Genomic DNA, 13,411 nt, shown 5'->3' with positions numbered 1-13,411 from the left:
TTAATTTTTATTTTTATGACGATATCGCTAAGTGATTATTTTGGGAATGAAGGCATTAAACAGATTTCATTAGAGGAGTTAGTTGATTTGAATAAAAAAGGCATGGGTGACGCAGTAGAACAAAGATTGACACAAATTGAAAAGTTAATTTGTTCAAGGTCAGGTGATTTAGTGCCTTTAGAAAGAGAAATGTATAATTTGATTTATGGATGCAATTTGTTTGGCAATGTTGATTGTTTTCGCGCTAGCGACGTGAAAGTTATTCTTCCTTATCTGGATAAAAGCGTTAAAGGGCGTGAAAAAGTATTAGATGTTGGTTCAGGAACTGGACTTAAAACAGTGTATCTTGCATTAAATAATCCTGGAACTTATTTTGTTGCTTTAGATGTTCAAGCAATAGCATTATCAGAATTGGAAAAAAGAGCTAAAAAATATGGATGTAAAAATATTGGGATAGTCCAAGGAGATTTATTAGCTGCGCCATTTAGTAAGGCATTTGATATGGTTCTAGTTTCAAACATGATACATGAATCTGCTTGTGTTGAACGGGACTATGAATATAATGATTTTAACATGGGGAATAAATTTCAAAATATGATTAGAATATTAAGACCGGGCGGAAAACTATTAATTTCACATGCAAATTGTTCAGGGTTTGCGGATGTTTATGCTCGAGAAATGGATTATAATATGGAGAAACAAGGCTTATCAGATATAAAAACTGAACTTCTTTATTCTGGTGAATCGGAAATTTTAGAAATATTTGGTGTAAAAAATGGGCAAAGATTATTATAAAGTTTTAGGGTTAGGGAAAGACGCTTCAAAAGAAGAGATTAAAAAGGCTTATAAAAAGTTAGCTAAACAATATCATCCAGACTTGAATAAAGAGAGTGATTCGGATGAAAAGTTTAAAGAGATTAATGAAGCTGCATCTGTATTGGGTGATGATAAAAAAAGGCAGCAGTATGATCAATTTGGCACAGCTGACACTAATTTTAGTTCAGGACAGGGCGGGTTTGATTTTTCAGGGTTTTCAGGCGGAAATTTCGGGTTTGATTTTGATTTGGGTGATATGTTTGATGGATTATTTGGAGGAAAAAGGCGCAGGAAGAGTTCTTCGGTTAGGGGAAGTGATATTGAATTTGAAATAACTATCAATTTAGAAGATGCCGCGTTTGGCAAGAAAAAAACTATTAATATTCCCCGAATGGAAACATGTAAAAGTTGTCATGGTACTGGCGCTAAATCTGATTCGGATATTATTAATTGCCGTTTGTGTCAAGGTTCAGGTGTAATTAAAAGCGAGGTTAGAACTCCTTTTGGAATATTTGCGCAATCATCTACTTGCCATGACTGTAATGGGCATGGTAAAACTATTCGCAAAGCGTGTTCAAATTGCGGCGGAAATGGGAGAGTAAGAAATACAAGAGAGATTGAAATTGAAATTCCAGGTGGTATACATGACGGTTCGAGATTGAGAGTTAAAAACGAAGGTGAAGCAGGTATAAATGGAGGAAATAAAGGAGATCTTTATGTATATATTAATGTTCAAAAGCATGATATTTTTAAGAGGGAGGGAGATGATATTTATTTAGAATTGCCTATTAGTTATGCGCAGGCTGTGATGGGCGCAAATGTTGATGTGCCAACCTTGAAAGGTGTTGCTTCCTTAACTATCCCTGCAGGCACTCAATGCAATACTGTTTTTAGAATGAAAGAATATGGAATTTCTAATTTAGAAGGCTATGGGAAAGGTTCACAGAATGTTAAAATTGTAATAGATATACCTACAAAACTTAATAAACAACAGAAAGATTTGTTGAAAGAATTTGATAAAACAGTTAAAAATAAAAAAGGTTTTCTTGAATCAGTATTTGGTTAAACCCATCTGCCCAATACGTTTTGTTGGTTTTACTTCAGGTTCGATTTTTTGTCCAACTTGGCTTTTAATATTTAATGCAATTTTTTCTCCCAAAATTTGGATTAATGTTTGGAAGTTAGCTTTCTTAATATCGCCTAAATCTTTGATTCCGTTGTTGTAAAGTTTACGTGCCCTTATCTTGCTGATATTATTTAATCTGCAAAGAGGAATTAATTCTTCTTTAATTCCATGTTTTATCCTAAATCTAACTTTGTTGATGTGCTTAATACTTGATTTTAAATTTGCAATGTTTGCTATTTCGGCGGAGGTATAAAGCAGCCAGTCAAGTATAGTTAATTTTGTGTGCACTGCCCCGGGAGTAATATTATATTTTTCTAAAAGATAATCTTCATAATTTTCTTCAATCCAGTCATTAAAGAATAGCGCTGTTTTTAATGAATTAAGGAATTCGTCGTATTCATAATCATAGATTGTTGGCTCTGGTTCAAGCAATTCTTCAGTGTATCTAATTATTTCATTTTGGTAGCTGTCAAATTCTTTCATTTTTACTTTTAATAAAGGCATCATCTCCAGAGTGTGCGATGTCATTTGTAGTAACCCCAGCGGAGAGGGGTTATCGTTCCGGCTTAAACAATTAAGGATATGGTTAGCTGTTAATGGGTCAATGTAAAGTTCTGCAACTCTTTTACCTAGGGCTGTTGCCATGTATAATTTTGTGTTTATCTCATCAATGCTTGAAAAATTATTTGTATTTGAAGTTTCGATGAATTTAAAATCTATTAATAGGCGCAACATTTTTTCGATTATGAAAATTAATTTATCCAAATCTCTAAACTGAAAAGCCCAGAATGTTTTAGAAAAGAAATCAATAATTTCTTTTTTTGAATTTACAAAGCCACTTGATATTAATGAAAGGATGTATGTTCTTAATACAGGTTCAACGGCTAATTTTGAAAAAATGTCTTCAGGTGAACCATAAATGAACCTGTTAAGTAATTCTTCCGAATGTTTTTTGTCATTGGCAATCAATATACTTTCACCATAATCTTCTTTACCCGGACGTCCGGCTCTTCCAGCCATTTGGTAATATTCCAGGGTTTGAATCCAGTTATAGCCAGTATTAGTGTAGCGTTTGACTTCTCTTAATATTGTTCTAAACGCAGGCATATCAAGTCCGGCAGCAAGTGTAGGTGTACACGCGATAATTTTGATAGTGCCGTCCCGAAAAGCATTTTCAATTATTTCTTTTTGTTTGGGGTGCAAACCTGAATGGTGGAACGCAATGCCATGTTTAACGCATTTAGCTAATCTTTCACATTGTTTAGTCGGTTTAGGCAGTGTTTTTAGGATTTGTTCAGAAAGTTCAGATAATTCGTTATTTTTATTTTTTTTAGATATTTCTTCTGCGCTTTTTTCTGCGCCAGGTTTTGAATTAGTAAAAATTAGCGCTTGTTTACCTAGCCTAATAGTGTCTAAAGCAATATTGATATAGGCATCTTTGCATAATTCAGGAATATTTATAGACATAAGAATAGTTTTTGGGTAATTTGTTATAAAGTTTGTGTATCATTTTAAAAAATGAGCTTGCGGAGATTTTCTCACTGACGTTCGAAGCATTTTGCCTCAGGCGTTAATATTTGAACTCCGGACCTCACGATCTCTGACAAAATGTTATCAGTCGTGCGCTCCACCAGGCTAAGCTACAAGCTCATGTGAAAATAAAAAACGTGTCAGGATTTTAAATCCTGTGCACGATCAAAAATCTTAGATTTTTGACGTCTCCGCCCAGACTTTCTCACAGGCGTCTAAAATATCTGGCGCCAATATTCGAACTGGGGACCTTGCGGTTTCTTTAATTGACGTTTTAGTTAATCTTATCGCCAATTTAACAGCCGCACGCTCCACCGCTAAGCTACGGAGACATTGAATTATGAAATCCGAGCTTCATTTATAAACGTTTCGCTAGATATAGGATAAGATTTATTAAAGCAATATATTTTTAATAATCTATGTTAGCTGAAAGTCTGAAATTGATTTATTTTTTATTTCCTGTTTATATAGCAGATATTATGCCATTATTATTTAGGAATAAATTGAAATCTTTAGAATTTCCTTTGGACTTAGGGATAAAATTGGAGGGCAATTCTTTATTTGGGGCACATAAAACATTTAGGGGGATATTGGTTGCAATTCTATTTGGCACTATAATGTTTTATTTTCAGAAGGTTATTAATATCAACAGTATTATCATATATCAGGATTATAGCGTGTTATTAGGTCTTTTTCTTGCAACTGGGGCCATGTTTGGGGATTTATTTAAATCGTTCATTAAGAGGAGAATAAATATTATTCCCGGGCATAATTTTTTTATTGCAGATCAAATTGATGCGGTATTAGGAGCCATTTTATTTTCAAGCCTTATAATTAAATTTACATATTTGCAGATTGTTTTAATGGTAGTTTTTACTTATTTTCTTAAACTTTTATTAAGCTATGTTGGATTTGTTTTACACATTCGCAAACATAAGTGGTAATAATAATCCCAAAATATAGAATATTAATCTTAAGCAAATTGATTTTATTAAAAAATTGAAATTATTATTTTTGTATATTAACAAACTTCCTGATGTAATTTTATATATAAAAATCAATCCAATTATTTCAGGTATGGCGGGGGTATAATATCCCATTCCAAATAGCGAACCCATCATACTATACTCAAGCATATATGATTCTTCGCCTAAAGTTCCTCGGTACCAGTATAATATTAAGAAAATAATTAATGGTATTATTATAAGATTATAAATGTTGTAATATAATAATATTAATATTAATAATGTAAATATTGTATTTTTTAATTTGATAAACCATGGAGCTCCAGGTTTTAATTCTTCTGGAGCAATCATTCCTAATATCAGACCCAGGATTATGCCCGCAAATGATAAAAGTCCTAAAATAAAATATATCTCAAGCATTAATATATTTAATGCATTCAGCATTTATATATTTTGTTAGATAACAATTATAATATAATCTAAATCTTTAAATACTAGATTATGCTTTTTTAGATTAAAGTTTAGGGAGGTTTTAATATGACAGTTGTAGGATTTAATTTTAATAAAATTGTAGTTGAAAAAAATAAAGCGTTACAAGGTAAAGTCAGTATAAATAACAACATTGTTATCAAAGAAGTTGAATCTAAGGATTTACAGTTAGGTACAGAAAAGCAATCAGGTTTAAGAGTTACTTTTGATTATGGTGTTAATTATGCAAGTGATTTAAAGGATGTATTAGCCCATATAGATTTAGTGGGGGAAGTATTAATCTTGGAAGATGCTGTTAAAGTTAAAAAAGCTTTAGATGGTTGGAAAAAGAATAAAAATCTTGAAAAAGAAATGACTTTACAAGTATTAAATACTGCTCTTGCAAAGTGCAATATTCAGTCAATTATTCTAAGTAGAGATTTAAATCTGCCTTCTCCTATACCTCTGCCTAAAGTAGAAACTGTGGAAAAGGCTCCAGTTTAGATTTTGTTACCTTTTTCTTATTTATCTCTTTTGAATAGATTGTGTTTTTCCTTTGGTCTATTAATATGGATACTTAAATTCAGTGAAATGGGTTTGGATGTTAATTCAGTAAAATATATAAAGAATCACTAATTGACATTTAGTATTATGAATTCACAACAAAAAATAGCGGAATGGATTTTACGAATAGGGGTATTTGGTTCTTTTTTGGGACACGGAATTTTTGCGCTAGGTATAAAGCAAGGGTGGATACCACTTATTACGGCATTTGGTTTTTCTGAATCATCAGCCAGGGTAATGCTACCTATAATTGGAACAATGGATATAGTTGTAGCCATTTTGGCGCTTATTTGGCCGATTAGGCTTGTGCTAATCTATGCAGTATTGTGGGCGTTTGCTACAGCATTGTCACGTCCAATCGCCGGAGATCCAATTTGGGATTTTGTAGAACGTACGGCAAATTGGGCGGCTCCATTAGCTTTGTTGGTATTGCAGGGTATTCCAAAAAAGCTCAAAAATATTTTTACCATTAGATAAAAATGTGTCATTGAAATAGTTTTGTCAATGGCCTGTTTTATTTTCGCATTTTTATATTAAATTTTATTTCTTTTGTAATTAGAAAGTTTGTTTATCAAAAGTTAGCTTTGGTTCTATAAGAACTGAAAGTTCTGTGCGCAGGAGCTTCACTTCTTGCGGGCGGTTCATAATATCACATTTTCTACCAATGTGCTCCATTGGTGGCGTCTGGTCTTGATTGATTAATGCTCGTTTCTTATATTTAATACTACCTTGATAGATTATTTATCTACCAAATTAGTTTAAAGTAGCAACTTTTATATATTAATACTACTTTAATAGATTAATTTTTGGTAAATAGTCCTCAAATTCAACAAAAAGAATTAATTCTACAATTTTTAGGTAATTTGAAGACTCAAAAAAACGAAACTGTTTCTGCCGTTGAATTTGCTAAAAACAAAGCGGTTCTTAAAATTGTTGAAACGATTAAGAATGAGAAAGAAAGTGTTTTAATCGAAGTTTTAGAGATTATTAAGAATCAGTTTAATATTAGTTCTGACGATTTAGCCAAACTTTTGATGTCAAATGAGATTTTGGTGCCTATTGAGATATTTGCTGAGAGAAAGCTAAGTTTGTTGCAGTCTCTTGTAAAATATCTTAGAGAAAATAAAAATAATACAAATAAGAAGATTTCAGATTTATTAATTAAAGATAACCGCAGTATTTGGTTAGCATATGAAAAAGCTAAACAAAGAAAAGCTGAAGTTTTTACTATAACTAAAAGCGAGTTGAATGTGCCTTTATTAATTTTTAAAGGTAAAGACTCACTATTGGGGCCACTTGTTCTTTATTTAAAATCTTTAGGTTTTTCAAATCGAAATATTGCTGAAAAATTAAACAGGGGCGAAACTACAATTTCTACAATTTATAGGAGGAGTTTACAGAAGAATGGTTAGTGAAACGAATAAGCGGATTATGAAAGTTAGCTTTGTGTTAGTTTTTACTATGTTGGCTATTCTGTTCCTGTATTCCCCGTATTATCAAGCAACAATTACAAATTTTGCTATAAAAGATATAAATGAATTAGATTTCGCCAAGGAAGGGTTATGGACAACTGTTTATGGTAATTATCTAGATGGGTCGGCCCTTTATTCAAACCAGCCCGGGTCTAGCTTATCAGTAGAATTTGAAGGACATGTGATTTCATTAGCATTAAAAGTAGGACCAAGCGCAGGAGTTATTCGGGTTTATCTTGATAATAATGTAACTGTATATGACTTGTATTCTAAAGATGAAGTTTTGATAAAAAGAGACATTGGTACAGATTTAGGACTGGGGGTACATAAATTAAAAATTGCGCTTATTAATACCCAGAATAAGTTATCTGCTGATAGAAATTTAGTTATTGATGCTATTTTAATAGATAAACCTGTCAAAGATTGGGTACGCGGGGTGAATGGCAGTATCCCTGAATTAAAATCTGATAATATTCTATTGTTAGCCGGGGAAAATCTGATTGAGAACTTTAATTCAAAATTTATTGAATTTTTCAGAGAATTAAATGTTAATGTTTCTAAAGAGAATGTTGCGCCAATGTCAGTTGTCGATATTTTAACAAATAGGAGTTATAATAATTTACGTGACGGACCATTATCGTTTTTTATTGTATTTTTGGTTTTATCTTTTTTATTAATAATAAGCCGAAATTCTGTAATAAATTCTGAACCAGAGATTAACAAAATATTTGATAAGTTTATCCGGTTTATTGAAATTATTTTAAGATTTTGCAAGTTATGGGTTAAACCTTTAATGGATAAGGTATTTTCAATTTCAGAATTAATTTATTTAATTGTTAGACCCGCAATTCAACAATCCATTTTAGATTTTAAAGTGTTATTTGGGTTTTTGTCATTTTTATTAGTTAAAGTCATTAGAGGAGCTTATAAATATATTAGAAGAGATATGTTTAGGTTAAAGAGGAATACTGTTAAGACTGTTGAAAATAAAAAAGAGGATTTCAAGTACAACGTTAAAGATATTAAAATTAATGTTAAAAAGTTAATTCCTAAAATTAATATTCCTGAAGTTCAAACTTGCAAAGCTCTTGGAGGATTTGCGGTTTTTTCAAGAATATCGGAGCTTTTTAGAAGTATCTTTATATGGTCAAATCTGATTTCCAACAAGGTTATTATTATCTTAAAAGAAAGCGGCGGTTTTGTTGTAAGCATTTTTAGTCAAATACTTGTGCAGATTAAGGATATAAAAGATAAAATTGTTAACTTAATCTTGGATTTATTTCGTAGGTACAAACGTTTGGCGAATAGGACTTTTGAGCCTATCAAAGATATTAAACCTGCGCATCATGAGGGCCGCAATATTATTTCTGAATATTTAATAGGTTTAAATAATAAATTAGAAGAGAAATTTGATAACATTGAATCGGGCATTAAATTGCAAAAGATAAAACCAATTATTTTATTTAAAGTTTCTCCGAAAGTTTCTAACATTAAAATAAAAGTGAAAACTGAAATAATAAACATTGTTAAAGAAACTTCTTCTATGCTTAATAAGAAAATTGAAAGATTAGATACTAGCATTGACAATTTAGAAAAGGGAATAAAATTTCAACCAGTAAGACCCCTAATTACAATTAATCGAGAAAGGAATTCGAACATTAAACAAAAACCTGAACGATTTACTAAACAATTCGAGAATAAAGAAAGGTTTGGGGGCTTATTTCTTGATGAGATTGATTCTAAAATTCAGAAAGTTGATAAGATTAATTTAAGTCAAATAAGACCTGAAATAGATAGGGGTGATTATAAGATTAAAACAAATCCTAAATTAGAAATTAAACTAAGAAAGATTCAAGATGATATCTATAAAAGAATTGAAGTTTTAGATTCTTGCATTGATGAAATTGATTTTAAAATTAAAGAAATTAAACTCCTAAATGAGCCTGAAAAAACTTTTTTTCAGAAATTTAGAGAAAGGTTGTTTTAAATGATAACAATCTTTAAAAATCAAAACTTTATCTTTTTTTAATAGCTGTATATAGATCAAGACAGGAAGACTGATTATGATGGATAAAGTTATTGAATTAAAAGTGGCTGAAGCACAGCAGGATGATGTGTATAAAGGAATAGTTCGGGTTGACTCATCTATTATGCAGAATATAGATGTTAGACCGGGCGACATAATTGAGGTCGAAGGTGAAAGAGCAACGGTTGCAATTATTGATAGAGCCTTACCTGCAGATATTGGTCTTACCATTATTCGGATGGATCCAATAACAAGGAAAAATGCTCGGACATCAATTGATGAAATTGTAAAAATAAAAAAGGCTGTTGTTAAAGAAGCTAATTCAGTTATAATAGCGCCTGCAACTAAAGGGGTGTATGTAAAAGGTGCGCCTAATACTTTTAAGATGGGTTTACTTGGAAGGACCGCTGTTAAAGGGGATATTGTCTCATTAGGCGGAATGAGAAGAAGGAAAAATACGTTAGTAGATTCTCCATTTAGTGACCTATTCCCAGGATTAGGCGAGAGCTTTGTCGGGTTTGGATTTGGTGATTTAAGGTTTATGATAGTTGAAACTAATCCTAAACAAGCTGTAATCGTGTCTGATAATACTCAAATTATTTTAAACCCGCAGGCTGTTGAGTTGAAAGAAGATTTAATTTCTGAGATTGCATACGAGGACATTGGGGGCCTTGAAGATGAACTTGGCAAGATCAGGGAAATGGTTGAGCTGCCATTAAAACACCCTGAACTTTTTCAAAGGCTGGGAATTGAGCCCCCTAAAGGAGTTTTATTACATGGTCCGCCTGGCACAGGCAAGACATTACTTGCTAAAGCAGTAGCGAATGAAACCAATGCTCATTTTATTTCTATAAACGGGCCTGAAATAATGTCTAAGTTTTATGGACAAAGTGAAGAAAATTTAAGAAATAAATTTGAGGATGCTGAAAAAAATTCACCTTCAATTATATTTATAGACGAGATTGACGCAATTGCTACAAAGCGTGAAGAAACGCAAGGAGATGTTGAAAAAAGGGTTGTTGCACAATTATTAGCTTTAATGGACGGGCTTAAGTCAAGAGGCAAAGTAATTGTGATTGCGGCGTCAAATATTCCTAATACGCTTGATCCTGCATTACGCAGGCCGGGCAGGTTTGATCGTGAGATCGAGATAGGAATTCCCACTAAAGCTGCGAGAGAAGAGATATTGAAAATTCATATACGGAATATGCCACTTGATGAAGGTTTTGAAATAAGTCATCTTGCGAATGTTACACATGGGTTTGTTGGCGCTGATCTTGAATCTTTGGCTAAAGAGGCCGCAATGGTTGTATTAAGAAGAGTATTGCCTGAGCTTGAACTTGACAAAGAAGAACCGGTGCCAGTTGATGTTCTTGAGAAATTAAAAGTTACAATGGATGATTTTAAACAAGCATTGAAATATGTGAGGCCAAGCGCATTACGCGAAGTTCTTGTAGACATACCCAATATTAATTGGGAAGAGATCGGCGGGTTAGATGAGGTTAAGCAAGAATTGAAAGAGGCTGTAGAGTGGCCTATTAAGTTTCCTGAAGCATTTGTAAAATTAGGCATTACTCCACCAAAAGGCATTTTATTGTATGGCCCGCCTGGCACAGGCAAGACATTATTAGCTAAAGCAGTAGCTAGTGAAAGCGAATTTAATTTTATTTTAGTCAAAGGTTCAGAACTATTAAGTAAATGGGTTGGTGAAAGCGAAAAAGGCGTGAAAAAAATATTTGCAAAAGCCAGGCAAGCTTCACCTTCAATTATTTTCTTTGATGAGATAGATGCGCTTGCTCCTTCAAGAAATGTCTCTTCAAATAATGATGTATCTGAAAAAGTTGTGAACCAATTATTAACAGAGATTGACGGGCTTGAAGAGATGCACGACGTAGTTATAATAGGCGCGACTAACCGTCCCGATATATTGGATCCAGCTTTACTTAGGCCTGGGAGATTTGACAGGATTGTTTTAGTGGGGGCGCCTGATGAAAAAAATCGAGAAATTATATTTAAAGTTCATACAAAGAAAATGCCGCTGGCAAAAGATATCGATATATCTAAACTTGCAAAGAAAACTGATAGTTACGTCGGCGCAGACATTGCTGGCATTTGCAAAGAAGCAGCAATTTTTGCATTGCGTGAAAATATGGACGCTAAAGAAGTTCAGATGAAGCATTTTGAGGAAGCAATAAAAAAGGTAAGGCCTTCGGCTACAAAGGAAATAATAAGAGATTATATGGTTTTGCAGGAAAAGTTTAGAACTGCGAAAGCTAATGAAATGAAAGAAGAAAAGCCGCGGTATATGGGTTAATTCTTGAAAAATTCTTTTGCATTATAAATTGCAGTGATAATAGTCATTATAAGCACAATTATACTGCTAAAAAAATATTTTATATTTTCTATCTCTTGAAATTCTAAAAGTAATAACCCCAACCATGCATATATCAAAAAAATGTTTATTCTAGAAATTTGCAAATGCGAGAGTTTGGCATTTAAAATTTTCTTATCTGATTTTTTTAAGTGATACAACATTTCAATTATTTTGATAATTCCGAGAAAAATCATAATTCCAAAAATGATTAATATGTAATTTGGAACGTTTTTTATGTATAAAGCAATCATAACGCAGAATATTGTTACTTTATCGGCAGTGCTGTCTAACACGCTGCCAAAGGGGGTGCATTCTTTATTTTTTCTTGCATAGTAACCATCAAGTACATCTGTTAATGAGATTAGGATAAATAGAGCCAATGCAGGATTATATCGTTGCAGATAAGATAAATAGATTATAAAGGGTGAAAAGATTAGCCTTATTATTGATAATATATTTGGTAATACTAAATATTTTTTATTCATAAATAGATTATTTGAATTCAAAGTTATAAAACTTTTTATTCGGTATATTCAATTTTAATTTTTTTATTTAGAGAATTAGGTTTTAAATCTATTAAATTATATTTTGCTACATTATGGGCTTTTGCCCAAGCATCAGCTAATTCTACAGATTTGAAGCTTTTGCTTCTAACTTTTCTGTTTCTTCCCCTACTTTTTAATATTGGTTTCCAGTGTGCAATTGACATATTTATATGAATTTTAGGGGCATTTATAAATTTATTGGTCGGAATTGGATATAAAGTGTCACTACACAGACACAAAAGTAACATTAATGCGGTTTAGTATAGGGGAATTGAGAATTTTAAGCCCATACTGCTAAATTAACTATTTTCTTCAGAAAGTTCCTTGTCTGTATATTAGTATATTTCAAAGAATAATTATTAGTCAAGAACTATTTCTTGCAATGATATTTCAGATGCGAGTATTAATCGATAATTGGGCGACTTTGGACAATACCAACTTAACAAATAGATTTATATATTAATTATGACATTTCATACCTATATGCCTGCCAAATATAAAGCTAAAATTAGTAATGTTTTACGTAATAAATCACTTACATATACTCATATCCTTGATGTGATTGAGGGGGTCGGTAGCATTACAACCACATCTGAGATAGCCTCGGTTTTAAAAATTTCGTGGAATACTGCTGAGAAAAAACTGCTTGAGTTAGCTTTGGATGGCAAGGTTACAAGGATGAAGAAACCAGGGTTAAATCTATGGGTTTTAAAAAAATAAATTAATTCGGGTAAATTCAATGGTAAAAAAACTTAAGGTTAAAAAAATGATTCCGGAAACAATATTTTCTAATAATGAATTAGACCGAAGATTAATTTTTGTTTCTTTATTTGTTTCGTTTGTATTAGTTTTTTTAATATTCTTTTCTGTTGGCGGGTTTGTTGATTCAGATTCTTTGTATAAAAATGTTGTATTAATATCCCGAGCTGAAACTCCTTTTTCAGGTTTTACAATTAAAGAGAATGTTGAAAAAGAACCAGTTTTACAATCTGTAAATGAGAATAATCTTGAATTTAAAATTGAGAAGTTAGAAAGAGGATTATATACCATTAAAGAACTTAAACGAAATCCGGAGAATGTTGTTGTTTTTGCAGATGTTGAATATATGTATAATAGAGTATTTGTTGCAGTAAGAAATTTGGAAGATTTTAATATTTCTTTCAATTCAGTTAAATTAGCAGATGGAACTGGCCATGAATATTTATCTGATTTTAACCCCATTAATCAGGATTTGCCTGAGTTTGGTATTAGCGGTTCAGTATCGCCGTTAGGTGTGCATAAAGGTTATCTATTCTTTTTGAATACGGGATATATTGATAATCCCAAAATTGTTTTTGGAACAGACTTTGGTGATTATGTTTTTAGTTTGATTTAACAGCTCTAAATTTTGCCAGTAGCAATTTTCAATTTTTCAATATATGGCTTCATTACCGTTTGGGTTTAATACCCCGCAGCTTGCTGCGGTAACTTAATAACCAAAAAGGACTTTCATTTCCAAATGGAAGTAAAACATGCCAGTCATTGT

At 32.0% G+C, this 13,411-nt stretch carries 14 protein-coding genes and 1 tRNA gene; 10 read left to right on the top strand and 5 right to left on the bottom strand.

Annotated features, from left to right (window positions below; genetic code table 11):
- Nucleotides 1–15: 15 nt before the first annotated feature.
- Both J4418_00730 and dnaJ read left to right on the top strand, forming a co-directional pair.
- Nucleotides 16–795 carry a class I SAM-dependent methyltransferase gene (locus tag J4418_00730; GenBank protein ID MBS3112595.1) on the top strand — a complete coding sequence of 260 codons (780 nt, stop codon included), beginning with the start codon at nt 16–18 and terminating at the stop codon, nt 793–795.
- The gene (gene dnaJ / locus J4418_00725; GenBank protein MBS3112594.1) at nt 776–1,882 is read left to right on the top strand and encodes a molecular chaperone DnaJ; all 1,107 of its coding nucleotides are present in this window, start codon (nt 776–778) and stop codon (nt 1,880–1,882) included. Before J4418_00730 ends, dnaJ begins: the two co-directional genes overlap by 20 nt.
- Here the strand turns inward: dnaJ and J4418_00720 are convergent.
- Both J4418_00720 and J4418_00715 read right to left on the bottom strand, forming a co-directional pair.
- Nucleotides 1,868–3,409, bottom strand: coding sequence for a hypothetical protein (locus tag J4418_00720; GenBank protein MBS3112593.1), 1,542 nt, complete (start codon nt 3,407–3,409; stop codon nt 1,868–1,870). The genes dnaJ and J4418_00720 overlap by 15 nt on opposite strands.
- Before the next feature lie 249 nt (nt 3,410–3,658).
- Nucleotides 3,659–3,804: transfer RNA gene (locus tag J4418_00715), tRNA-Asn, on the bottom strand.
- 87 nt (nt 3,805–3,891) lie between these two features.
- Here J4418_00715 and J4418_00710 point away from each other — a divergent pair.
- Complete coding sequence (locus tag J4418_00710; GenBank protein ID MBS3112592.1) at nt 3,892–4,416, top strand: CDP-archaeol synthase; 525 nt, start codon at nt 3,892–3,894, stop codon at nt 4,414–4,416.
- Here the strand turns inward: J4418_00710 and J4418_00705 are convergent.
- Nucleotides 4,390–4,881 carry a hypothetical protein gene (locus J4418_00705; GenBank protein MBS3112591.1) on the bottom strand — a complete coding sequence of 164 codons (492 nt, stop codon included), beginning with the start codon at nt 4,879–4,881 and terminating at the stop codon, nt 4,390–4,392. The genes J4418_00710 and J4418_00705 overlap by 27 nt on opposite strands.
- A gap of 93 nt (nt 4,882–4,974) precedes the next feature.
- On the opposite strand from J4418_00705, the gene J4418_00700 reads away from it, so the two are divergent.
- From J4418_00700 to J4418_00680, 5 genes are all read left to right on the top strand, one after another.
- Nucleotides 4,975–5,409 (top strand): hypothetical protein, encoded by a 435-nt coding sequence (locus J4418_00700; GenBank protein ID MBS3112590.1) that lies wholly within the window; start codon nt 4,975–4,977, stop codon nt 5,407–5,409.
- Between the two features lie 147 nt (nt 5,410–5,556).
- Complete coding sequence (locus tag J4418_00695) at nt 5,557–5,946, top strand: hypothetical protein (GenBank protein ID MBS3112589.1); 390 nt, start codon at nt 5,557–5,559, stop codon at nt 5,944–5,946.
- A 329-nt stretch (nt 5,947–6,275) separates the two neighbouring features.
- On the top strand, nt 6,276–6,881 hold the full coding sequence (locus J4418_00690; GenBank protein ID MBS3112588.1) for a hypothetical protein: 606 nt from the start codon (nt 6,276–6,278) through the stop codon (nt 6,879–6,881).
- Nucleotides 6,874–8,928: a hypothetical protein gene (locus J4418_00685; protein MBS3112587.1), complete on the top strand. Its 2,055-nt coding sequence runs from the start codon at nt 6,874–6,876 to the stop codon at nt 8,926–8,928. Before J4418_00690 ends, J4418_00685 begins: the two co-directional genes overlap by 8 nt.
- A 79-nt stretch (nt 8,929–9,007) precedes the next feature.
- Complete coding sequence (locus tag J4418_00680) at nt 9,008–11,281, top strand: CDC48 family AAA ATPase (GenBank protein MBS3112586.1); 2,274 nt, start codon at nt 9,008–9,010, stop codon at nt 11,279–11,281.
- Here the strand turns inward: J4418_00680 and J4418_00675 are convergent.
- On the bottom strand, nt 11,278–11,826 hold the full coding sequence (locus tag J4418_00675) for a CDP-alcohol phosphatidyltransferase family protein (protein ID MBS3112585.1): 549 nt from the start codon (nt 11,824–11,826) through the stop codon (nt 11,278–11,280). The genes J4418_00680 and J4418_00675 overlap by 4 nt on opposite strands.
- A gap of 35 nt (nt 11,827–11,861) precedes the next feature.
- Nucleotides 11,862–12,050 (bottom strand): hypothetical protein, encoded by a 189-nt coding sequence (locus J4418_00670; GenBank protein MBS3112584.1) that lies wholly within the window; start codon nt 12,048–12,050, stop codon nt 11,862–11,864.
- A 319-nt stretch (nt 12,051–12,369) separates the two neighbouring features.
- On the opposite strand from J4418_00670, the gene J4418_00665 reads away from it, so the two are divergent.
- Both J4418_00665 and J4418_00660 read left to right on the top strand, forming a co-directional pair.
- Complete coding sequence (locus J4418_00665; GenBank protein MBS3112583.1) at nt 12,370–12,606, top strand: hypothetical protein; 237 nt, start codon at nt 12,370–12,372, stop codon at nt 12,604–12,606.
- Between the two features lie 19 nt (nt 12,607–12,625).
- The gene (locus J4418_00660) at nt 12,626–13,261 is read left to right on the top strand and encodes a hypothetical protein (protein ID MBS3112582.1); all 636 of its coding nucleotides are present in this window, start codon (nt 12,626–12,628) and stop codon (nt 13,259–13,261) included.
- Nucleotides 13,262–13,411: the final 150 nt, after the last annotated feature.

This window comes from Candidatus Woesearchaeota archaeon, from assembly GCA_018303425.1.
Taxonomy (GTDB): domain Archaea; phylum Nanobdellota; class Nanobdellia; order Woesearchaeales; family JAGVYF01; genus JAGVYF01.
This window is presented reverse-complemented; position numbering and strand designations above follow the sequence as displayed.

Excerpts from the sequence above, each read along its gene's own strand:
- J4418_00680 (MBS3112586.1), top strand. The coding sequence starts at position 9,008 with ATGGATAAAGTTATTGAATTAAAAGTGGCTGAAGCACAGCAGGATGAT.
- J4418_00660 (MBS3112582.1), top strand. The coding sequence starts at position 12,626 with ATGGTAAAAAAACTTAAGGTTAAAAAAATGATTCCGGAAACAATATTT.
- J4418_00695 (MBS3112589.1), top strand. The coding sequence starts at position 5,557 with ATGAATTCACAACAAAAAATAGCGGAATGGATTTTACGAATAGGGGTA.
- J4418_00675 (MBS3112585.1), bottom strand. The coding sequence starts at position 11,826 with ATGAATAAAAAATATTTAGTATTACCAAATATATTATCAATAATAAGG.
- J4418_00700 (MBS3112590.1), top strand. The coding sequence starts at position 4,975 with ATGACAGTTGTAGGATTTAATTTTAATAAAATTGTAGTTGAAAAAAAT.
- dnaJ (MBS3112594.1), top strand. The coding sequence starts at position 776 with ATGGGCAAAGATTATTATAAAGTTTTAGGGTTAGGGAAAGACGCTTCA.
- J4418_00720 (MBS3112593.1), bottom strand. The coding sequence starts at position 3,409 with ATGTCTATAAATATTCCTGAATTATGCAAAGATGCCTATATCAATATT.
- J4418_00710 (MBS3112592.1), top strand. The coding sequence starts at position 3,892 with ATGTTAGCTGAAAGTCTGAAATTGATTTATTTTTTATTTCCTGTTTAT.
- J4418_00685 (MBS3112587.1), top strand. The coding sequence starts at position 6,874 with ATGGTTAGTGAAACGAATAAGCGGATTATGAAAGTTAGCTTTGTGTTA.
- J4418_00705 (MBS3112591.1), bottom strand. The coding sequence starts at position 4,881 with ATGCTGAATGCATTAAATATATTAATGCTTGAGATATATTTTATTTTA.
- J4418_00730 (MBS3112595.1), top strand. The coding sequence starts at position 16 with ATGACGATATCGCTAAGTGATTATTTTGGGAATGAAGGCATTAAACAG.
- J4418_00670 (MBS3112584.1), bottom strand. The coding sequence starts at position 12,050 with ATGTCAATTGCACACTGGAAACCAATATTAAAAAGTAGGGGAAGAAAC.
- J4418_00665 (MBS3112583.1), top strand. The coding sequence starts at position 12,370 with ATGCCTGCCAAATATAAAGCTAAAATTAGTAATGTTTTACGTAATAAA.